Genomic DNA, 22,384 nt, shown 5'->3' on the forward strand with positions numbered 1-22,384 from the left:
ATTTCTGTTTATCATTACGTTTATTTAGGAAACGAGTACCCAGGAGGGGATTGTCATAAAAGTACAGACAATGCATTTTATTTTCAGTGTTGTAGCGTTATTTTTACTATCAGCTTGCGCAGGTGGTGTTACTGGCTCTAGCCAGCAGAATGAACCAGGTGAACCTTATCGTATGGCGTTGGAGGAGTTAATTTCAACAGATACGGCTCTTAATGAAAACATGGAGTATATCTCATTGGATTTTGATAAAGGAATTTCATTAAAGGATTCTGATAAGAAAAGCATTGACGATTACCTTCACAGCAAATATAACGTAAAAATTTATAACCTAACCTATGAAGAATTGATTGAAGAAGGACTGTCTGAACGGTCTGATAATACGCTAAAAGGGATTTTACTGAAAATTGAAAAGCAGGAGAAGCAATCAGATAATAACATTGCCATAGAGGTCAGTAAGTATCGTGCCAATGAGGGGTCGCTCTCTGCAAAAATAACTTTAACCTATGAGGAAGGTAAATGGAAAGTTGCTACTCATACTCCTACAAGGGAAAGTTAAGGATATAATTTTTTTCCAGTGAGAGTACTAGGAAAAGTTTACTATGACAATTATCGAAGTAGCCCTTTTGGGCTTTTTTTTGTCCGTATTTTCTGGAGTACATCCCCCCTAAAGGTATACCAATAAGGATTGTTAGCATTTTTGCACGATCCCTATTGTCATCCGTTAGTTCTAAACCGCAGTTGATTACGTCGATTCTTTGAGCATTAAGCTAACGTTTCTCGTTAGTATAATGAATTTCAATTATGCGTTTGAATAATTAATCGAGACCACTCCTGGTTAACTACGGAACGAAGGAGTACCCCAAGTACCCGAAGAAGAACTTCGGCTCGTGCTCCTAGTTTGTATCCTCCCATAGTTGAACGGAAAAGAAGTATCTTTATATACTAAAAGTGAGACCTTTACATCTAAAGTAATCTTCATCTCGTTTAACAAAAAGTTCATAACGTCTCTTTAACCATTTAAATAACCTACTCATGATGTTGATGTTTGTAATTATACATGTATGAGCGATCCGTTAGGACGTCCAAATTTTAAAAAAATAATCCCAACCTTTATTTCGCCTGGCACACTATATAATTGTCAGGAATTACAGATGCAACTATGGAGGCAAAAGATGGATTCAATTGGTAAAAACGGAAAAGAAGCAGCGGAAGCAATTCGGAGCTATGTCAAACCGATTTTCGGTTTTGCATTAAACCGGGTCAAGCAGCGGGCCGAGGCGGAGGATCTGGCTCAGGAGATTATGCTGCAGTTGTTGAAATCCTTCTCTGGGGTGCGGGACATTAGAAGCCTTGACGCTTACGTCTGGACGGTTGCTCGATACACTTGGGTGAATTGGTTGAAAAAGCGTGCACACGCTCCCCAAGCGATCGAAATCAACGGCATGTCCGAACTGTCGGCCGCCCCTTCTCGGGAACCGCTTGACCGGTTGCTGGTAACCGAAGCTTACCGCGAGCTCCGCCGAGAAGTCGCGTTTCTGTCCGACATCCATCGCCGGATCGTGGTCATGCATTACTACGACGAGCTTAAAATCGGCGATATCGCGATTGCTCTGAACATTCCTGTCAACACGGTGAAGTGGCATTTGAGCGAGGCCAAAAAGAAGTTACGGAAAGGGATGAAACGTATGCGTGCAACAGGAACTTTAAGTGTCAATCCGGTCAGCATGGGGGAAATGGGCCATTCCGGTTCGGCCGGCAGCCTGGGCGAAACCAACGATTTTCTTGGACGCGCCTTGGCGCAAAATATCGTTTACGCGGCTTATCATAAGGCGCGTACCGTACATCAAATCGCGGAGGAGCTCGGAATGCCGCCGTCTTTGCTGGAAGGCGAAGTCCGGCACCTGGCCGATTACAATTTTCTCATCCAAACCTCTCCCGGCAAATATCAAAGCAATACCATCGTCTGGGACCTCTTCGAGTTAGCCGTAGCTGGTCATCAATTCTGGCAAGATTGCGCCGCCGAAGTGGCCGATGTTCATTTCGACGCAATAATGGAAGTTCGCCGGCAAGTCGAGGATAGCGGAGTTTACGTTCCGGACGGCGACTATAATTTCCTGCTCTGGACCTTGCTGCCCAAGAACATCGAGGAGCAATCTTGGCGGAGCATGCCGGCTGGCGAAAACTTCGATGCGGTCGCACCAATGCGAAAGGACGGAGGTCAATATATTGCCTATGCGGCGTTAAATCGGAGCCACTATGCCGATCCGGGTTTTGATATGAGTAGTTACGTCACCTTCGGTCCGTCGCTCCGCTACGTCGAAGACTCTCCTTTATACTTGTGGCAATTCAATACGTACTGGAGCGACCGCCAGATGGATTGGCGTTTGCTGGAATATCGGAATGTCGAGATTTGTCATGCGTTCCAACAAGGGGAACTGCCCGACAACGAAGAGAACGCTGAGCAATATTCGTTCCTGCTGGAGAAGGGGTACATCCGCAAGACGAAGGAGGGGTACAAGTTCAATGCGGTCTGGATGGACTCTCCGCAAACGTTGGATCGGTTGAACAAAGCAATGCCGGATTTGTCCGCTCTGTATGCGCCTGCTGTCGGCAAGCTCTACGACAAAATGCTCAACCTGTTCCTGCAAAATCAGCCGAAGCATTTGGAGCCGCAGCTTGCTTACATGGTGAGAGGCAACACCGGCGGAGGCCGGCTTGTCGCTTATATTTTGAAGCATTTGATCGATAACGGGAAGTTAAAACCGCCGTTGCCGCACCAGCAGAAGACGATTTCAACCTGGATGGGGCCGGTCAAGTAAGTCAGTTCAGAAATGTATACGAAGAATAGCCGTTCCCGGATGGTGGCCGTTTTTACACAAAACTCTGTCTGTCCAACGAAGTGATTAGGACATCGCTATTTCACACGGCCCCCTCCTGAACGTATGGAAATGATTAAACGTAAAATACGTTTCTTCAGTTCAACTTATATAGCAAAAAGGCGAGTCTCCATTAATCGGAGGACTCGTCTTTTTGGCTTTATTAAAAATATTTAAGAAGTGCCTTTTTGCTTACTCGCCTGCATCTGCTGGGCAAATCGCATCATCTCTTCGAACTCTTCCTCGGATACGGCGTCTCCATCGGTGCTTATGTCTTGTACAATCGGAATTTCGGGCTTGGCTTTGGTTCCTTTGCCGTATGTACGGGTACGGGTTCCAGCTGCACCAGCAGCCTGTTTGCCTTTGACCTTGGCCTGATCACGAATATATTGAACAGCTTTCTCGTAAGAGTTCACCTGCTTGAGCAACATGTTGGAGGCGATCGCCTCAACGAAGTTACGGTTAATCCGCTGCTCGCCGCCGGATACAAGCAATGCCATCAAATAATGAATCAATACATTGATGACTTCACCAGGCAACTTGTAGCTCAGATCAATTTTCTCAAATATATCGATCAGATTGTCTGGTACTGCACCCGGGAAAAATGTCTGCAACAGACGTGTGTATGGCTCATTACGCAACATCATATTGTATTGATGAATATCACACTTGGTCATAAATTGCGGAGGTACTTCGACGTAATATTCCATCTGCACTCCATGCTCAACAGGTGGTTCACCGGAGTCTTCTTTCCGCTCTGGCTCCTCCATATGCTGTCTCAGCGCCACGACCTTGGCCGCCTGTACGGTCTGTTGCTCATGACGCTTCTTCGTCTGCCTGAACTGCATGCTCGCCTTATGCTGGAGATCATCCAAAATCAGCTGGCCCTGCGGACTGAAGATATCATCTTCGTCCAGCAGTCGGCATACATCCTGCACACTGAGGTTGAACTTGTTCACTACATAATTTACAATGCCTAGTTGTTCATGGTCGAACCGCAGCTGTTCTACATGACGGCGATTGACGGACTCCCGCGGGAAACGCAAAATAATGTCGGCATAGTTCAAACTATTTTCTTCCGCTGCATCATTCGTGCCTGTCCGTTGGGCCGTAGTTGATACTTCCGACAATGCTTGCTCCAACTCGTAATCAATTACATGGGTATTCAATTCAAATATATCGTAAAAGGGAACGGAAATATTCTCTTTATTGGCTGCCGGATAAGGTGCGTCCCCATTTTCCACTGCCGAGAAACCGGAACGCAGGGAAAGAACTGCGAATTTACCAATCTTGTCACGAAGCAGCAGTGTCAAATGCTGTGTCCGGAAAAACTCTGCCGGAGAGAGCGGCGGTTGCAGCTCATATTCGTAGATGTAATCATCATTTTCCGGTATATATAGACGTGATGTCTGAAGTAGCCCCACTGCCTCAAGCTTGGATGTCTGCTCTAACAAATATTTGCGCCCTTTCTCACTTGGCTCCAAGCCAAGCGTCATGAACAGCCTCCGTTGCTGTTCAAGCGGCGAATAACCGACCTGTTCACCGGGAAGATGCTGAAACAACAGCCGATACAAGCCAACCGCAAAAGCACCTACCATGGGCTGATATGCTCCTGTAAGCATACGGTCATCCAGGGCGCTAAGTCCAAACTCCCTGTATACGCAGTAGCGATGATGTTCAGTATAATGGTGCAGATTCTTCATGCGCATAGCCTGATCTCCTTCTCCCCAAAAGTATGTTTATCTATTCTATCATAAATGTCTGATCCTCAAATGCTCAAAAACAGGTAAAAAGATGGCCTGTTCTCGTTCCGTTTCGTCCTAGGTCGACATCATTCACGTTTTCGCCGAATTCAGCAAATTTCTAAAATAAAATGTCGAGAGCCGCTAGAATACTATAAAAGCTGTAGCCGCAGAATACAAGGGAATATCTAAAGAGAATGTTCTCCAGATGTATATGAAGTACAAGTGTACAATAATCCTTATAATATAAATGAATAGCAAAAAAGCCTTCCCTTTGTACTCGTAAGCGTTTACGACAAAGACAAGACTTTCACGCGATTACAGTGGCATGTGTTGCCTCTTTCCAACAATCTAAAACATTCTGTACCCACCCAAACGCAACTTCTGGATCGTCCAGCCACTGATTATCGCACCAGCCAGTCCAGCGATGCCCGTCATATAGTCTACAAGCTGGAAAGAACCCAGATGTGACATCAGAGATGACGACTGATCCCATAGAGAGTACACAACAATAGGCAGAATTACAATAATGAACAGATAGGAAGGAAACCAGGTTGTCTTCATCAGCATGTTCAGAATGAAACCGATACCAAACATCATAACGAAAAATAATACCATCAATACTAACACAGGTATAAATTGCATCGGGCGACATTCACCTCTTCTTTCACACATTCAGGTTTCACTTCTGGATAGTAGTTAGTGTACCGCAAAAAATGTGGCGAAGCAACGAACTTTCTGGACAAATTTCCCTATATTTATACTCTGTTCATTTGCCCTTCTGCTTCATGTTGGGATACAATGTAAACGATAAAGCAATCACCCGTCCCTTATAGTGCGTGTTCAAAAAGACTGGTTTTCAGTACCGAGAAGATGGAATGAAGTTAGAAATGGAGTAGCGGAGCGTAGATAGAGCTACGTGAGCAGCTACAATGTTTCCTAAGGAAACATACTTCGTAAGCCTCCCACTTATTTCGGCTGAATGCCATATTCGATGCTGATGATGCCACCAGGCATGATTCGTAATCAAAAGCGGACTTTTTGAACAACCTCTTATAGGGATTTGGAAATATACCTTGCAGGAGGAACACAACCAATGAACGAAGCCGCATCAACACTGGAGGGCTGGTATGCCCTGCATGATTTTCGCTCGATTAACTGGGCCGCCTGGAAAGCAGCAGATGATGAAGAACGCGCTGTAGCACTGGACGAGCTTCAGGAATTCTGGAAAGAATGGAAAGAAGTCGAGGATTCATCCAAAGGAAGTACCGTTGTATATACGGTTGTAGGTCAAAAAGCAGACCTCGTCATGATGCACCTTCGTGAAACGCTGGAAGATCTGAAGGCTGTTGAGAACGCGTTTAACAAAACGATGTTTGCTCAATACACAACTAAGTCGTATTCCTACGTCAGTGTAGTGGAACTGAGCAATTATCTTGGCAAAGAAGGCGAAGACCCGATGCAGAATCCGGATATTATCGCCCGTCTGAAACCTGTTCTGCCACAACGACAATACATCTGCTTCTATCCAATGAACAAAAAACGTGAGCTGAATGACAACTGGTACATGCTGTCCATGGACGAGCGTCGCACCATGATGCGTAGTCACGGCATGATTGGCCGCAGCTATGCGGGTAAAGTAAAACAGATCATTACCGGCTCTGTCGGTTTCGACGATTGGGAATGGGGCGTTACGCTATTTGCGGATGACGCACTTCAGTTCAAGAAACTTGTCTATGAGATGCGTTTCGATGAAGTTAGCGCCCGTTATGGCGAATTCGGTTCGTTCTATGTGGGAAGTCTGTTGAACGAAGGAACACTGGAAGACATGCTTAAGCTGTAAAAATAGCACAAAGCACAATAAAGCACCGCGACATCTCCTATAAAGGATACTGTCAGCGGTGCTTTATTATCTATCTATATTCTACTACCTCAAGCTTGATTTAGATCTATATTGTTTGAACTATTTATTTACACAAAAACGGAAAGGACAGAAAAAACCTGAAAAAGCGAAGCTACAAGCTTTCTGCAAGAAAGCTACTTCGAAAGCATCCACTTCGCCTAAAAGCTTTCTGAAAGAAAGCTGCATCGGAAGCATACGCTATCACCGGATTTTCCCTTTAACAAAAGGGAATCAAAAAAATCTGGGGATAACAGCGATTGGAAGGTTATGTCTCTAATCCTCGTCCTCTTCATCTACCGCTTTCAGCGATTCGAGGAATTCGGCTGTGGCCCGGTCACGGTCACGCCCCTTCTCTTTAAGACGCTCAATCGCGGGCAAAATGAGAATATCCACTTCTTTCTGCACAATGTAGGCCAGATCATACTGATCCTGTTCCTCGAGATAACCACCGACCTGCATCAGGGCGTTGTATCGATCCAGCTCTTCACGTGTTAATAATCCCCGGACCTGAACACTGCAATGTCTCATCCAAAAAACCGCCCTTTCTTCAGGACTAGCGGAATACCACCAATGATGAACAGATAACGCAGATCAACCAGTTTTTTCAACTGAGCCGCTTTCCAGCCCTTGTATTTCTTGCCGCCTACAACGGCAATGGCTTCACCTTTACCCAATGAAGCAACCGTGCCTTTGCTCGTAAATACAAAAGGTTGTGGCTGTTTCTTGCGAATAGATGCCACGACGTTCTTGGCGCAGTTCACACCCTGCTGCATCGCAATCTGGGCTGTTGGTGGATAAGGCCGTCCTTCCGCGTTGAACACAAGTGAATTATCACCAATGACATAGACATGCTCATGACCTGGAGCACGCAAGTAGTCGTCTACTTTCACACGTCCTCGCATCACTTCAAGACCTGCCTGTTCCAGTAGTGAGTTACCGCGAATTCCGCCGGTCCATACGACTGTAGCAGCATCGAGTTTTTCACCCTCACCCACAATAACCCCGTCCGGGAGACATTGCTTGATTGGAACACCAATCTTGAAAGTAACGCCCTTCTTCTTGAGCACATTCATCGCATGTTCTACCAATTCCGGATCAAATCCAGGCAAAGCCGAAGGTGCTGCCTCTACATTGTAGATATGCACGTGTTTTGGATTCACGTCGAACTCCTTGCACAGCTGTGGAATACGATCTGCAAGTTCAGCTACGAATTCAACACCACTGAAACCCGCTCCACCTACGACAAACCGAATACGATTTCGTTTGTTATCGTTTTTGTACATCGCAAATTGATATTCGATGTGTTCTCGAATCAGTCTGACCGAGTTAATGCTGCGGATTGTCATGGCGTGATCGAGCATCCCCGGAATCCCGAAGGTCTCAGGCTCACCGCCTAGTCCAATAATCAGATAATCATAGGATAACGTGCCGTCCTCCAGAATAATCTTCCGATCCTGCAGACGAATCTCCTTCACGGAAGACTTGACCAGATCAATCTTGAACTCATCAATCAGCTTGGAAATGGGCACTCTTGCATGCTCAATGGTATCCGTGCCGGCTGCCGGCATATGTAGATGTGTAGTAATATAATGATAATCATGCCGATTCACCAGTGTGACGTCGGCCTCGTTATAGTTCAATTCCTTCTGCAGCCGCTGGGCTGTCAGAATCCCGCCATAGCCCGCGCCGAGGATGACGATTTTGGGAATACTGCTCATGTCTATACCCCTTCCGGTTTCACTTGCATCAGCCCGATCTTGGGTGAGATGCAAAATGCACATACTTACAAATATTGATGAGGTCTTGCCCATTATGACGACAAATGTTAACTTCGCGAATTTATTTAAACGTTTGCATCAATTTCATAACTCACTAAAAATGGATTTTATGAAACTAGATATCGACATATCGAACCGTTTTGATCTATATCTAGACTTGATTGAAGCAACTAAAGGTTTATGAAATTGATACGTTTGCACGCAAGTTATCGTTTCAAGTTGTGAAATTAACCACAAGATTCTACAAAACACGGGATCTGTCTTCATATTACATATTGACTCTAAATTAGACAAAAAAACACATAGTACAGGTCAAGGATATCTGTATTTCTAGTAAAGATCAAGGTTTTTTTTGTTATTTTTCATAACCTTTCATTTCCAATTTCATCCTATTCTCATCTGATCTTCATCAATTGTTCCCAGTTTCGTGACGCTGCTAACTTTGCAACCCTGAATACACCGTTTATAATAGGAAAGACAGTTCAGCACCCATGCCGGTTACGATCCGTAGCCTGCACATTCTTTCTGTTAACTACCTATTAAAATATGAAAGGTGTTGTTGATTCTTGACTGCACAAAATTCCAGTCATGATATGACTGATTTACTTATTATCGGAGGAGGCCCTGCGGGTCTGTTCGCCGCGTTTTATGGTGGGATGCGTCAGGCATCCGTTACACTGGTTGAAAGTATGCCACAGCTTGGCGGACAACTTGCCGCTCTTTACCCGGAGAAATACATCTATGATGTAGCCGGATTCCCGAAAGTAACAGCTCAAGAACTGGTGAATAACCTCGTTGAGCAAATGAATCATTTTAACCCGAACATTCGCCTTGAAGAAAAGGTTGTATCGGTGGAGAAAAAGGATGAGCAACATTTCGTCGTGAAGACGGATGAGAATGAATATCATGCCAAAGCCGTCATTATTACAGCTGGTGTAGGTGCATTCGAACCACGTCGCCTGGAGCTTGAAGGTGCTGCCAAGTTCGAGAAGAGCAACCTGCACTACTTCATCAGTGATCTGAATGCCTTCGCTGGCAAAAAGGTACTGATCAGTGGGGGCGGTGACTCCGCGGTAGACTGGGCACTTATGCTGGAGCCTATCGCTGAGCAAGTAACGCTGATCCATCGCCGGGACAAGTTCCGTGCACATGAGCACAGTGTCGAAAACCTGATGAATTCCAAGGTGAATGTGGTTACACCGACCGAAATCACGGAACTTCATGGGGATGACACGATTACCAAGGTAACCCTTTCCCATGTGAAAACTAAAGAAACACAGGAAATCGAAGTAGATGACGTGATCGTTAACTTCGGATTTGTCTCTTCTCTCGGACCGATTGCCGAGTGGGGTATCGAAATTGACAGCAACTCCATCGTTGTTGATTCCCGCATGGAAACATCCATTCCAGGAATCTTCGCTGCCGGAGATATCACAACATATCCGGGTAAACTGAAGCTGATCGCTGTCGGATTCGGCGAAGCTCCAACAGCCGTCAACAATGCGAAGGTATACTTCGATCCGGATGCCAAATTGTCCCCAGGACACAGCAGTAACATGAAACGCTAGTTTTGCTGAAATAACATATATTGATACAAAAAAGGGTATCTTACTCCTGAGTGAATCCATATCAGGAGGGATACCCTTGTCTTATATATGCCCGCTGTGTAACGGTCTGGTTGTACCGGAGCAGGCTTGCCCCCACTGCCTTCAGGGACTGTTAGAATGCGGCAAATTGGATGATTACACCGGACCATACAGCCCCTACGTATTCCAAACTTCCTCTGACACGGCAGACGAAGTCGAAAACGTTTGCAATCATGTGATGTACTGTCACCATTGTCAGACGAGCACGCCATGGCCAGTCTTACTATGGGACTTGTCCGGAAACCTGTAACATTGCCTGCAATGAGGATCTCTAGTGAAGAATGGCAGATACGTCGGTACCCAGTTTGCGCTTATGGATTTCTGCCAACAGCAGTGCGATGAAATCTCGTTCGAGATTCAACTCAATCGCTTTATGGTAGGAATCCAACAACATCTCATCGGATAACATAGCCATTTCCCGCCACAACCTTTCCTTTTTTTTCCTCAAAACTATCATATCAGAGATTCATATAGAGAACAAGCGTTCTTGTTATCCACAACGATATGTGGAAATCCTGTGCATAGTTTGTTGATAAATGGAAAAAATATAGAGTAATCAACGTGTATAGTGTGGACAATATTTATGCACAGGGAGTTTGTACTACTGTCAGAACGTTTATCAGCGTATTTTTTTTGGAATAAATTCATAGTTTCAAGACTTGTTGCGAGTAAATTACCCGGTAATGTAAAATTTCAAACGGTTTTCATACCGTTTTCTTTTATATATTATCGGTTTTTCTTGAATTTTCTTGAGTTTTCCCATTCATTTTCTATTGGGGTCTGGTATTCACTTCCAGAATCCAGATCTTGCCTGAATAATCCAGTCCATAATCAAATCCAAGCTGACCTACACCAGGGAACTGACTTTCCATAATGTACGTACATGTCAGTGTAAGTGAACGCATCTCCCGGCGTTTGTGCCGACCGGATATATGTGGCAGGGATAAACCAAGAGCTCGCCTTCCGGATAACATGGTGCCACCTTTGCTCAGATTCGTCACACAGAGTCCGGGACGAGCGAGTCGTCCTACTAAGGAACGGAATACCCAGCCTCGTTGGGTTTTGACAACTTTGACTCTGTAATCAACAGGTCTCCCTTGAATTGTTGCCAGATGAATGCCTTGCTGGATCAAGTACTTGCGTTTAGCCTTTACACGCACCAGAGAGCGATACATCTGGCTGAAACTGGCGAAAGAACGGGTTGTTTTCATATGGGTGTATCGATAAGCCCCACCGCTGGCCGATACCCGGATAACACCGTAACCTCCGCCTCCTAAAATAGGTTTGACATACACCATTCCATAACGACTGAGCATTTGCAGCAGATTACCCGAGTTGAATGCCTTGGTCTGTGGGATATGGACAGCAGCTACCGGATATTTCATCAGAGCCGCTGTCTTCCGCCATTTGCTTGCAAGTTGTCTCGACATGGGTTGATCTCCTTCCTTGAAACAATAGTCCTTCCTTATACATACTCAACAGAAGCCTTGCTTTCTTGGATGTTTGTCCGCGGCAAGGGCCCCTTTTCCATGTAACCTGTCCCAGGGGAGATGGCGGAAACGGGAACAAGCGCCCGGTTTACTTTTCAAACAAGTCAATCTGTCGTATGCTACTAAGGAATGGCTTGGAAGGGCTTAAATATGAGGATCTAAGGAGCGTTAAGAACAAATGGAAGCATTTTTCAAATCACTTTATGGCGTAGCCTATTTTGCAATGTCGATCGTTCTGGTAGCTGTTACGGTACTTCTCTTTGTCACAGGTATTCGACTGTTTATGCAAAAGCGTAATCGCGGCTTTGCCGTGAGTTGTCTTATATTTGCCTGTTTCATCGTCTTTATCATTATTGTTATGTTAACTACGCCCTTCTCTGCCACACCGCCGGGTTCACCGGAAGCCATGGCTGCCCTTCTTCACTTCGGGTAGTTGAACCTCTGTAGAAGGAGATGCTTATGACACGTACTAATGAAACCTTAGGAATTATTGATATCGGCTCGAACTCCATTCGTCTGGTTATCTATGAACTGGACCAGGACGAAGCCTATCGCATCATTCATGAAGACAAATACGCCGCTCGTCTGAGCAGCGTTGTTGAGTCCGATGGAACCATTCTGCGCCATTCTCTGGATAAAGCCATCACCATCTTGAGTCAATTCAAAGCGACCTGTGAAGCGTATCAGACCAAACTGATTCGCGCAGCAGCTACGGCAGCTATTCGTAATGCAAGCAATGTCCTGGAGATTATTGAATGGCTGGAGACCGAGACGGGGCTTACCATTGAATGTGTATCGGGAGATCGGGAGGCCTATTATGGGTTCCTTGGTGTCACTCAATCCATTGATCTGGCAGACGGTTACGTCGTGGATATTGGAGGCGGCAGCACAGAGATCACGGTCTTTCGGGATCGGAAAAGGTTACATAGCATCTCCCTCCCTATTGGTGCTGTGAATTCACATGCCCGTTACGGGGGCGAAGATCAGTGGACTGAGGAGAATGCAAATGCATTATGCAACGAAGTCACTGAGGCTCTCCGTGGACAGGATTGGATTCGTGAGCATCCTGATCTGCCACTCATCGGACTTGGCGGCACAATGCGTACACTCGCCAAAGTGGAACAGAAGCGCACCCAGTATTCTTTGCCTGTCAGCCATCATTATGAGATCAGTGAGGAAGCGATGGAGAACATCGCTCGCTCCTTACCACATCTCACCTCGGCACAGCGCAAAAAGGTACCTGGGCTCGCCAAAGATCGCGCTGACATCATTGTGCCCGGCGTACTGATCCTGCGAACTGTCTTCCAGATAATACAGGGAGATCGTTATGTGGTTAGTGGCGCGGGTCTACGAGACGGGTTGTTGCGTGATTACATGGCTGGAGGGCAGCCGGTCGTTCCAGACGCGCTGAGGGACAGTATCCGCAACTTTATCCATTTTGGTCCGCCTATTCCAGAGAAACGTCTGCAACGGATTCATCAGGATATGGTTACCCTGTATACGGCATTACAAGGTACCCCTCCTGATCAAGCAGATGCCCGAATCCTGTATGCATCCTCCATGCTGCACATGGCAGGTAAACAGATTAACTATTTCCGTTATACACAGCACTCGGCCTATTGGATCATGAATTCAAGCATTTATGGACTTTCTCATCGGGAGACCATTCTAAGTGCCAGTGCAGCTGATTATCATCCCAAAAAAAGAACGCCCCAGCTGCTGAATAAGCACCGGGACATTCTGAAAAACTCGGATGAGCGGCATGCTCATCGTTTAGGCTCTCTGCTCCGCGTAGCTGAAGCCATCAATCGATCCGAGAGCATCGCTGCGATCAAAGCAACAAAAGAAAACGACTCGCTGCAGGTGCAATTCACCTGTACAGCTGAGCCGTTACTGGAACTTGATGGCCTGGAAGAGGCCGTCAAGGATCTGAAGGAAGCCTGGGGAGTTACGTTAACGCACTCCATTCAGCAGGCTTCCAAGGGATAATACCCATGGCCTCCGTCTGACTTCTCAGCGGGGGCTTTTCATTTTCTACAAATACATAATTGCCACCAGGCATAAGTTGTCTCGCTTTGACATTATCCATAAGGGACAGATTAAGGATATCCACTAGCATCTTTTTCAGCTCTGGATCAAATACGGGACACATCAGTTCAATTCTTCGATTCAGGTTACGTGTCATCCAGTCTGCACTGGAGATGAATACATCCGGGTTTCCGCTATTTTCAAAATAAAACAACCTTGAATGCTCCAGAAAACGATCCACAATGCTAATGACCCGAATATTCTCACTGAGCCCCTCTACCCCCGGACGCAGACAACATACACCACGCACAATCAGATCGATCTGCACGCCGGCTTGAGAAGCCTCGTACAATTCATCAATCATTTCCTGATGGGATAAGGAGTTGATCTTGGCAATGATTCTGGAAGGTTTGCCTTTCAGCGCGTGCTCTGTTTCTCTACGAATCAGTGCAAACAGCTCATCCTTCATACCATCCGGAGCTACGCGGAACGCCTGCAATGCCTTCGGACCGGAGTATCCTGTAATCTCATTGAACAATTCGGATGCATCTTCCCCAATAATTGGATTAGAGGTGAACAGTCCCACGTCCGTATAAACTTTGGCTGTACTCTCATTATAGTTACCGGTTCCTACATGAACATAACGTCTCAGCCCCTGCTGTTCCCTGCGTACAACAAGAATGATTTTGGCATGGGTCTTCAGTCCAACCAGTCCATATACCACGTGACAACCGGCTTTCTCCAGCTTACGCGCCCAAGCAATGTTGCGCTCTTCATCAAACCGGGCTTTCAGTTCCACCACCACCGTGACCTGCTTACCACTCTCAGCTGCAAGTGCAAGTGCCGGAATAAGGCGTGAATCGCCATTGACCCGATATAATGTCATCTTGATGGCCAGAACTCTTGGATCTTCCGAAGCCTCCAATATAAAATCAGTGACTGGTTCAAACGATTCGTACGGATGATGCACCAGTACATCGCGTTTGCGCAGTAGCTCAAAATGACTTTCTCTTGGCAGAAACTCAAGTGGGTAGACTGGCTTCACCGGACTGTATTTCAGATGTGAGAAACTTTCCAGACTGTCTACGAATCCCGCCAGAAAACTCAGATCAAGTGGTCCATCAATTTCATATACCGGGTCCTGAATATCAAATTCATCCTGCAATTCCAATAAAGCATCCGGACGAAAATCCTTACAGACTTCCAGTCGTACAGGAGCCCCGCGGCGTCTGCGGCGTAATTCTTTTTCAATAGCCTCAAGCAGATCTTCCGCTTCTTCTTCATTAATAAACAGATCCGCATTACGGGTCACTCTGAATTCCTGTGCAGCAAGCGAGATATATCCGCTGAAGAGCGTATGGATATGATGTTTGATAAGATCTTCAATCAGTATGAATGTTTTCTTCTTGCTATTCGCCCGAATGGGAGCCTGAACTACCCGCGGCAGATTGGAAGGCACCTGAACAATAGCCATAAACGGCTCGCCCTCTTGCTCCCCTTCCTTCTGTAACATCACGGACAGATAGACAGACTTGTTGTGTACCAGTGGGAACGGACGACTCTGGTCAATCGCCATCGGTGTGAGTACCGGAAAAATAATCTCATGAAAGTACTGGTCCATTGCGCGCTGCTGTGTCACATTAAGATCTGTATATTCCTGAATGTTCACGCCTTTCTTGGCGAGTAGACGGATGAGTTCACGATACGTTTTATACTGTTCGGCGACCATAGTCCCGGTTCGTTTGATCAATCTGCGGTACAATCCCGAAGGCGTGTATCCTGTAAAATCTTTTTGCGTGAATCCGGCCTTGATCTTCTCTTTTGTCTCTGCCACCCTTACACTGACGAACTCGTCCAGATTACTAGCGACAATGCCGAGAAATCTCATGCGTTCCAGCAGAGGCGTTGTTGGATCCTGGGCCTCCTGAAGTACGCGCCGATTAAATTCAACCCAACTCAAATCACGATTAACGTAGTTGCCTGTTTTGACGTCTCTATGCATGTATGGCCTCCGAATGTGTTGCATATCTATTCTTGGTTAGAAGTTCTCATATAATTGTACTATTCGTAATCAACATCAAGCGTCAGCGCAGTGTAAACGCTACGTAAAATTTATGTAAATGATACCTCATGGCCGCAACTTTTTCCATCCCTTTACAAAGGTCAATAGACAGAGTAAAGTGAAGTACAGTGTGATTTGGTCCGGTTGCTTGTTCTCATTCCAAATATAGTTGATTAAAGGAGTATATAATGAAATCCAACAAACCTAGAACATTACAAAAAAATATAGAGTTTTTCACAGCTGCACTATCCCAATGTATGGTAAGCGCATGGCAGGAAGACCCGGCTGGTGTCTATTGCGAGGTCGGTTGTGGCATTGTGGAGCGGATCAGTGAAGACAGTGTGCGCATTCGAAACAATGACGGAACCAAGAGCCATTATGCACGAGATATCACGATGTTCCAGACTGAAAAATAATTTTTCGTAAATACGTAAAAAAGACTAGCTTTCCGAAACAAGGTGTTGTATACTCTTGCCACAAGGAAAGGAGGTGCGTCAACATTTCTAATGTCATGTTGAACGTGTCCCTTACCCGATCCACTAGCTCAAATTAAAAGAGTCTGGTGGAGGCGCGGGATACGGATCAATGTTTCAAAAAGCGCCACGGGTAGAAAAGCCGTCTTCGGACGGCTTTTTGTTTTCTCTTTTTCTATAGAGAGGTTGAGAAAACACCCAAAATATTGGAAATGGACCCTTTAGTAGAGCAAACCAGGATGGCTATAATTAGGATGCAACTCAACCTAAATCCGAGGAGGCATCTTGTAATGTTCAAAAATGTAAGGGGTTTCAAGACATCCATCATGTTGGCTTTTGTTTTGTTATTCACCTCCATCATGTTGCCCGCAGGTCAGCATGCCAGCGCAGCACCAAGTTTCGCCAAAGGAGCCGACATCAGTTGGGTTCCCGGAATGGAAGCCCAAGGTTACAAATGGAAAGATAAAAACGGCGTACAGCGCGACATCATTGATATTTTGAAAAAAGACTATCAAATCAATTCCGTTCGCATTCGGGTATTCGTTAATCCTTCGAATGATTATGGGAACGGTTACATGAATAAGGATCGTGCGGCTGCACTCGCACAACGTGCCAAGAATGCTGGCATGAGTGTAATGCTTACCCTGCACTATAGCGATTCATGGGCAGACCCTGGTCAACAAACCAAACCAGCTGCCTGGAAAAACTACACGTTTCAACAGCTCATGGATGCGGTGTGGAACCACACACGTGATGTCATGACGGCGATGCAAAGCAAAGGCGTTACCCCTGACTGGGTACAGATCGGTAATGAAACAAGCAACGGCATGTTATGGGAAGATGGTAAAGCATCTACCAACATGAAAAACTATGCGTGGTTGGTGAACACTGGCCATAACGCAGTAAAATCCCTGAGCAGCGGCACCAAAACCATTGTGCATCTGGCAGGTGGAGATGATAACGCCCTCTATGTATGGAATATTGGTGGTCTGATCAATAACGGAGCTAACTTTGACATGATTGCCATGTCCCTCTATCCTTCAGCTTCCGGCTGGAACACTGCTGTGACAAATACAGTAAACAACGCCAAGGATATGATCAACCGTTATGGCAAAGAGATCATCATCTCCGAAATTGGCATGGACAATAACCAGGCTGCAGCTGGAAAAAGTTTTGTTGCTGCGATGAAAAACCAAATCCGCAATCTGCCAAATGGCAAAGGTAAAGGTGTATTCTACTGGGAGCCTCAGGCTACACCAGGTTATAACAGTGGATATGGTAAGGGCGCTTGGCAGTCGAATATGATGCCGACTGTTGTCATGGAAGGATTTATTGACTAGAACACGGAGAGGTTAGAAGTGTGGGCTTTGGGGAGCAGTGTGGTGGCGTTCCGGTGGCGGATCGTTCTTATGATCGCTGTTATCCCCAGATTTTTATGAATTCCCCTGATAGGGGGAAAATCCGGGGATAAAGGCGACCGCTCCGCTTCTTCAGAATCGATTCCGCCCCCTCCACTACGTTGCTGCTCCTTGAGACACTTCTAAAACCGTGTGTAGGCAATGGTAAGTAGTAAGGTAAAACAAGAGCTTGAGGCGCTGTTCCCGGGGGGATTAGCGCCTTTTGGCGATGAAGTGCATTGAGGGGGCATCGTGGTGGGCGTTCCGGTGGCGGATCGTTCTTATGATCGCTGTTATCCCCAGATTTTATGAATTCCCCTTATTGGGGAAAATCCGGGGATAAAGGCGACCGCTCCGCTTCTTCAGAATCGATTCCGCCCCCTCCACTACGTTGCTGCTCCTTGAGACACTTCTAAAACCGTGGGTAGTCAAATGGTAAGTAGTAAGGTAAAACAAGGGCTTGAGGCGCTGTTCCCGGTGGGAGTAGCGCCTTTTTTTACGTTGGAGCGAGTGTACAGTTGAGGGTGCCATTTGGGCAGCGTGCAGGGCATTCCGGGGGCGCAACGTTCTTATGAGCAGGCTAAATGCAGAATGGTTTTTTCGCTTACATATGAATATAATAAAATAAAATCATGCAGAACATCGGGGTTAGCTTATTTTAAGAGCAGGGGAAAATGGATGAGTTTTTTAAAAATGTTCGGTCAGTTAGCTGGGGAAGTTACCGGGAAAGTGTTGGGCGGTAGCGTGAGGGTTGTTGGCGAAATTGCAGGAAGCCCCTTTATCAAAGAAGTCGGAAACGGCGTAGAGAAAGCCACGATTAATACAGGCAAAACCGTTGGACAACTCGCTAGCGGTACATATGATCTTGCCAGTGGTGCAATTCGAAAAGATGATACCGCCATAGACGCGGGGCTTGCCGATATTGGAGGTGCTGTAACCAATACTGCAAAAGGTGTAGCGATATCAGCCAAGTATGTATATAACAGCGGTAAAGATGTTGTTGTGGGCATGAAAGAGGAAGATAAGGACAGAGTGAAGCTTGGTGCCAAGAATCTTTTAGCTGCTGCTGCGGTAACAACACTCGCTGTCGGTATCATCGATGCAGTTGATGGGGCTGAAGGTGTGGATACGTCGGAATCCGGATTAGATCACCAATAACACAACAACTGAAGAAAAACAGCTTATTAGGGCAACCAAAATATGGAGACAACTAAATGATATTTTTTCAAGAAAAATCCGTTGTTTCTTCTGAATAAAACATGAGTAGATGAACACCGTTATCACAACGGGCAGATATAAATGAAGATCCGGACCATCCGTGCTCGGTAATAGTTTATTAATATATCTACCTATCGTCTCGTTGACCATCATGAACCCATATATACTACCGATTATTGCTGAAACTGCAAACTGAAATAGTATCTGAACTACAGCCTTCTTTACAAAGAATGGTTCTCGTTTGCGGTAACGGTTATTAACCATCATATATCTGTCGCCTCCTCGTTTTTCTATTTCTCTTTTTGGTTACTATTTTTGATTACTACTCCTGTATTTTACCATAACGTTGATCAGCCTTCCTTTTTAGTTTTTATCGACCTATCGCTCCCCCACAAACAACAAATTGCCCTCTCCACCTCATTGGCAGAAAGGGCAATTATGGCGATACCAGATACCTCTGTTCAGCTTACCTTAGCGAGTCTCGTAGCACGTATCGATGCGGCAGCGTATACGATGAGCGCTGTCCAGATGAGTGCGAAACCAACAAGCAGAACTGGCGAGACCGTTTCCTTGAACACAAACACACTCAGGATCAGCATGATTGTCGGACCAATATACTGTACAAAGCCGAGTGTGGACAACGACATTCGAGCAGCCGCCCGTGCAAAGAACAGCAGTGGCAGCGCCGTCACCACGCCGGAAAGCAACAGTTCGAAGAACATCGGTGCAGGCAGCGTCCATGCCGTTGCTTTTCCCACAATGGCCAAGTAGATCCAGTAGCCGAGTGCGATGGGAAGAACTACAGCTGTCTCCGAAAATAAGCCCACAGAAGCATCTTGCTTAATCTTCTTCTTCGCCAGACCGTACAAGCCAAATGACACGGCCAGCGAGATCGCAACCCATGGGAAACGCCCGTAGTCGATAGCGATGATAAGCACCGCGACACCAGCGATGGCAATCGCGAGCCATTGTCCACGGTTTGGCTTTTCATGAAGGAAGACAACCGCCAGCAGCACATTCAGTAACGGGTTCAAATAATAGCCCAGACTTGTCTCAACGACATGACCGTTATTAACCGCCCAAATGAAGATCAGCCAATTAATAGCAATTAGCAGCCCACTCGCGGTAAGGGACAGCAGGGTCGAACGACTGGTCAGAATGCGCTTCATGTCACTCCAACGACGTTGGACGGCAACGAAAATCCCCATAAAGACAAATGACCAGACAACCCGGTGCGATAAAATCTCACCTGCCGGTACATTTTCAAACAACTTCCAATACAGCGGGAGAACTCCCCACATGATATACGCAATGATCGCGTTGATTAATCCACTATTCATAACTGTATCCCCTCTTATTGCTCTGATATCTCAACGGATTATACGCCTCGATCCTCATTTAAGTAAAGGGGGTAATAGGTCATACAGGAATCCATGCCTAGTTCAAATGACTTTTTGTTTGAGCAAAAGCTACACGTTTAGCACTACCAAATTATGCTTTGCGCTTTTTCTTTCTTACTCTCATGATGAAGGTAAAGATCGCCGCAAATACGATCACACCTACGATAAACAAATCAATATCTTGCTCAAACATAAACCACATTTTGTGTTCTAAGTTTACTTGTTGTTTTGGTGGAAAGCCTTCCCCGAATAGTTCAGTTGCTTGATTAATATTGTTCATTTCGATGGTTGAACTGCACGGACTACTACTTAATTCACCATCCACTTCGCTAAAGTATATTAAGTATTTGTTACCTTCCTTGAAATCAAATCCCCATGTGAAGTTGGTTGCGATAATTAGTTGAGAGTCAACTTCAGTATTCCAACTCCTCTCAACTTCCACTAAAATATATCTAATTTTCTCTTTGGTCCCCGTAAATCCCTCTTGCTTCAAGTCGACCTTTACTTGCTTTACTTCACCATAAACAGCTCCATCATATATTTCTAACTCTTCTTGGGGGCTTCCCGATACAGCACATGACAAAGCGTTAACATCTTGTGCATTTGAGATAAAGAACACGCTAGATATAAAAAAAATTAACGTGATTATACGAAGCTTCAGTTTTTCCACCTTCTTCTCATAATGTTAATTGGTACATCTTTATTGACCTGTTTAACAGGAAAAATGTTGCATTTTCCCTGGCCGGTAGGTGAATGAACAAAGAAGCAACCAATCGGACACAATTGTTTGCTCCATTTGTCTTTATTAAGTTATTATTCAAGACTAATCTAAAAGAAATAAAACTAAGATATTTTTCTTACAGCAAACCATAACTCAACAAAATTCAGTCCATCTTTAACTCCAGTAATTTCAAATTCCATTCCGTCGACCTGTTCATATCCTGTAGTAGGAAGCCATTCAGAAAAGAATCGTCTATGTATGGTAACGTCACATTTGATCCTATTTTGGTTTCTTTCACTCTCCTCCAACACGAAACACACCGATTACGGTTTCACCATCCTTGTCATACAGTGGAATATCACGACCATCTGGTGATCTGCTGTTCTGTATCGCAATAGCTTCTTCAGGTGTTTTGGGTTGCTCGCCATCCATGTCTTTTTTCAGCAGATATCCGTCTGTACCATCCACACCAGTAGCCAAGATTAAATCAGGTTCCGTTTCTGGAGAAGTCGCATATGCGGCAGAACCATATGTCTGTCCATTCTTATTTTTCGGATAAAAAGAAGTGATGTGAAATTGATTCATCGTATTTTTAACGTTTGTATATTGGGATAACCCTGAACCACTCGATACACTAATCATAAAAACCGCAAAGATCAATAATATAACTCCTTTAGAATACATCTTCAGAACTGTTCACTCCCTTGTACTTTTGAACTCGCAGCAATTCCAATGAAGAGAAGATGGTTTTCACATAATCACATTTCCTTCCCATCTTTAGAATAATATAACATAGATTCAAAGGAGTAGTTGGAAGTTGAACAATAATCATCTAACCTATCTAACGTTATTGCAGAACTTCCCTCTTCGATAACAAAAAAAAACGGACACCGATCTGTGGAGATCAGCGTCCGTTTGTATGTTCCATATTATAATTTCAAAGTATTACTTCACTTCGCCAACAACGGTAAAGCGCTCGTTTTTGTGTTGTGGATTCTCGATCTCATCAACCAAAGCAATCGCATAGTCTGCATAGCTGATGTAGCTGTTGCCTTCGCTATTCACGAGAATAACGTCGTTGCCTGCTTGATATTTGCCGGTGCGTACACCTTCTGGATTAAAGAATCCAGCCGGGCTCAAGAATGTCCATTGAATACCCGAAGATGCTTGCAGATCCTGCAAGTTTTGGCCTTGGTTCGTTGCAGTTGCTTTGTAAGCATCCGGGAATCCTGGGGATTCAAAGACACGCAATGTTTTGGACTCGTCTGTGAACAGGCTTCCTGCTCCACCCACAACGATCAGACGAGTGTTTGGTGCATCTTTCAGGATGTTGATCAACGCTTGTCCTACTTCCACATGCAGGTTTTCTTTACCCGCTGGAGCACCAAATGCATTTACAACCACATCGAACGCTTTAAGATCTTCAGCTGTAAGATCGAATACATCTTTCTCCAGCGTATTCAGGCTTTTATCTTCCAATTTGGATGCATTACGAACGATTGCCGTTACTTTATGACCTCTGTCTGCTGCTTCTTTCAAAATTACACTTCCTGCTTTGCCTGTTGCACCAATGATTGCAATGTTCATCATGATCTCTCCTTTGTAATTATCGATATTGTTTTTGCGATATTGTTTATGTTTGAACTTTAT

The 22,384-nt window shown here is 45.3% G+C and carries 21 protein-coding genes; 10 read left to right on the plus strand and 11 right to left on the minus strand.

The annotated features are described in order from the left end of the window. The first annotated feature begins 70 nt into the window (after positions 1 to 70). Together MHH25_RS25055 and MHH25_RS25060 are read left to right on the plus strand one after the other, a co-directional pair. Complete coding sequence (locus MHH25_RS25055) at positions 71 to 556, plus strand: hypothetical protein (protein ID WP_076319803.1); 486 nt, start codon at positions 71 to 73, stop codon at positions 554 to 556. A 616-nt stretch (positions 557 to 1,172) separates the two neighbouring features. Beyond that, on the plus strand, positions 1,173 to 2,819 hold the full coding sequence (locus tag MHH25_RS25060) for an RNA polymerase sigma factor (RefSeq protein WP_076319804.1): 1,647 nt from the start codon (positions 1,173 to 1,175) through the stop codon (positions 2,817 to 2,819). Between the two features lie 230 nt (positions 2,820 to 3,049). Here MHH25_RS25060 and MHH25_RS25065 read toward each other — a convergent pair whose 3' ends face one another. Together MHH25_RS25065 and MHH25_RS25070 are read right to left on the minus strand one after the other, a co-directional pair. Further along, on the minus strand, positions 3,050 to 4,585 hold the full coding sequence (locus MHH25_RS25065; protein ID WP_036605770.1) for a helicase DnaB: 1,536 nt from the start codon (positions 4,583 to 4,585) through the stop codon (positions 3,050 to 3,052). A 384-nt stretch (positions 4,586 to 4,969) separates the two neighbouring features. Then, entirely contained in the window at positions 4,970 to 5,263 is a 294-nt protein-coding gene (locus MHH25_RS25070; RefSeq protein WP_036673352.1) for a YuiB family protein, read from the minus strand. A 451-nt stretch (positions 5,264 to 5,714) separates the two neighbouring features. On the opposite strand from MHH25_RS25070, the gene hemQ reads away from it, so the two are divergent. Beyond that, a complete protein-coding gene (gene hemQ, locus MHH25_RS25075; protein WP_036605768.1) occupies positions 5,715 to 6,461 on the plus strand; it encodes a hydrogen peroxide-dependent heme synthase in 747 nt (248 codons plus the stop codon). 333 nt (positions 6,462 to 6,794) lie between these two features. On the opposite strand, the gene MHH25_RS25080 is transcribed toward hemQ, so the two are convergent. Together MHH25_RS25080 and MHH25_RS25085 are read right to left on the minus strand one after the other, a co-directional pair. Continuing rightward, entirely contained in the window at positions 6,795 to 7,049 is a 255-nt protein-coding gene (locus tag MHH25_RS25080; RefSeq protein ID WP_036673350.1) for a hypothetical protein, read from the minus strand. Next, entirely contained in the window at positions 7,046 to 8,239 is a 1,194-nt protein-coding gene (locus MHH25_RS25085; RefSeq protein WP_036605766.1) for an NAD(P)/FAD-dependent oxidoreductase, read from the minus strand. Before MHH25_RS25085 ends, MHH25_RS25080 begins: the two co-directional genes overlap by 4 nt. A 626-nt stretch (positions 8,240 to 8,865) precedes the next feature. On the opposite strand from MHH25_RS25085, the gene MHH25_RS25090 reads away from it, so the two are divergent. Both MHH25_RS25090 and MHH25_RS25095 read left to right on the plus strand, forming a co-directional pair. Further along, positions 8,866 to 9,867: an NAD(P)/FAD-dependent oxidoreductase gene (locus MHH25_RS25090; protein WP_036605764.1), complete on the plus strand. Its 1,002-nt coding sequence runs from the start codon at positions 8,866 to 8,868 to the stop codon at positions 9,865 to 9,867. Between the two features lie 76 nt (positions 9,868 to 9,943). Further along, positions 9,944 to 10,195 (plus strand): hypothetical protein, encoded by a 252-nt coding sequence (locus MHH25_RS25095; protein ID WP_340018458.1) that lies wholly within the window; start codon positions 9,944 to 9,946, stop codon positions 10,193 to 10,195. A gap of 21 nt (positions 10,196 to 10,216) precedes the next feature. Here MHH25_RS25095 and MHH25_RS25100 read toward each other — a convergent pair whose 3' ends face one another. Next, entirely contained in the window at positions 10,217 to 10,360 is a 144-nt protein-coding gene (locus MHH25_RS25100; protein WP_017692430.1) for a sporulation histidine kinase inhibitor Sda, read from the minus strand. A gap of 355 nt (positions 10,361 to 10,715) precedes the next feature. Then, a complete protein-coding gene (locus tag MHH25_RS25105) occupies positions 10,716 to 11,375 on the minus strand; it encodes a YheC/YheD family protein (RefSeq protein WP_340018459.1) in 660 nt (219 codons plus the stop codon). Positions 11,376 to 11,613: 238 nt separating this feature from the next. On the opposite strand from MHH25_RS25105, the gene MHH25_RS25110 reads away from it, so the two are divergent. Beyond that, positions 11,614 to 11,868: a hypothetical protein gene (locus MHH25_RS25110; protein ID WP_036605762.1), complete on the plus strand. Its 255-nt coding sequence runs from the start codon at positions 11,614 to 11,616 to the stop codon at positions 11,866 to 11,868. 26 nt (positions 11,869 to 11,894) lie between these two features. After that, on the plus strand, positions 11,895 to 13,424 hold the full coding sequence (locus MHH25_RS25115) for a Ppx/GppA phosphatase family protein (protein WP_340018460.1): 1,530 nt from the start codon (positions 11,895 to 11,897) through the stop codon (positions 13,422 to 13,424). Here the strand turns inward: MHH25_RS25115 and ppk1 are convergent. Continuing rightward, on the minus strand, positions 13,384 to 15,465 hold the full coding sequence (gene ppk1 / locus MHH25_RS25120) for a polyphosphate kinase 1 (protein ID WP_036605760.1): 2,082 nt from the start codon (positions 15,463 to 15,465) through the stop codon (positions 13,384 to 13,386). The genes MHH25_RS25115 and ppk1 overlap by 41 nt on opposite strands. Positions 15,466 to 15,713: 248 nt before the next feature. Here ppk1 and MHH25_RS25125 point away from each other — a divergent pair, with 248 nt between their 5' ends. The 3 genes from MHH25_RS25125 (at position 15,714) to MHH25_RS25135 (ending at position 18,553) form a co-directional block, all read left to right on the plus strand. Next, positions 15,714 to 15,941, plus strand: coding sequence for a hypothetical protein (locus MHH25_RS25125; RefSeq protein WP_017692425.1), 228 nt, complete (start codon positions 15,714 to 15,716; stop codon positions 15,939 to 15,941). A gap of 383 nt (positions 15,942 to 16,324) precedes the next feature. Then, a complete protein-coding gene (locus MHH25_RS25130; RefSeq protein WP_243391499.1) occupies positions 16,325 to 17,338 on the plus strand; it encodes a glycosyl hydrolase 53 family protein in 1,014 nt (337 codons plus the stop codon). A gap of 735 nt (positions 17,339 to 18,073) precedes the next feature. Continuing rightward, positions 18,074 to 18,553 carry a hypothetical protein gene (locus MHH25_RS25135; RefSeq protein ID WP_340018461.1) on the plus strand — a complete coding sequence of 160 codons (480 nt, stop codon included), beginning with the start codon at positions 18,074 to 18,076 and terminating at the stop codon, positions 18,551 to 18,553. Positions 18,554 to 19,074: 521 nt separating this feature from the next. On the opposite strand, the gene rarD is transcribed toward MHH25_RS25135, so the two are convergent. From rarD to MHH25_RS25155, 4 genes are all read right to left on the minus strand, one after another. Continuing rightward, a complete protein-coding gene (gene rarD, locus MHH25_RS25140) occupies positions 19,075 to 19,953 on the minus strand; it encodes an EamA family transporter RarD (protein WP_340018462.1) in 879 nt (292 codons plus the stop codon). A gap of 151 nt (positions 19,954 to 20,104) precedes the next feature. Further along, positions 20,105 to 20,683 (minus strand): hypothetical protein, encoded by a 579-nt coding sequence (locus MHH25_RS25145; RefSeq protein WP_340018463.1) that lies wholly within the window; start codon positions 20,681 to 20,683, stop codon positions 20,105 to 20,107. Positions 20,684 to 21,028: 345 nt separating this feature from the next. Further along, on the minus strand, positions 21,029 to 21,394 hold the full coding sequence (locus MHH25_RS25150; protein WP_340018464.1) for a hypothetical protein: 366 nt from the start codon (positions 21,392 to 21,394) through the stop codon (positions 21,029 to 21,031). A 285-nt stretch (positions 21,395 to 21,679) separates the two neighbouring features. Then, on the minus strand, positions 21,680 to 22,321 hold the full coding sequence (locus tag MHH25_RS25155; RefSeq protein ID WP_036605754.1) for an NAD(P)-dependent oxidoreductase: 642 nt from the start codon (positions 22,319 to 22,321) through the stop codon (positions 21,680 to 21,682). Positions 22,322 to 22,384 lie beyond the last annotated feature (63 nt).

The sequence above is a fragment of the Paenibacillus sp. FSL H3-0457 genome (genome assembly GCF_037981725.1).
In the GTDB taxonomy this organism is placed as follows: domain Bacteria; phylum Bacillota; class Bacilli; order Paenibacillales; family Paenibacillaceae; genus Paenibacillus; species Paenibacillus amylolyticus.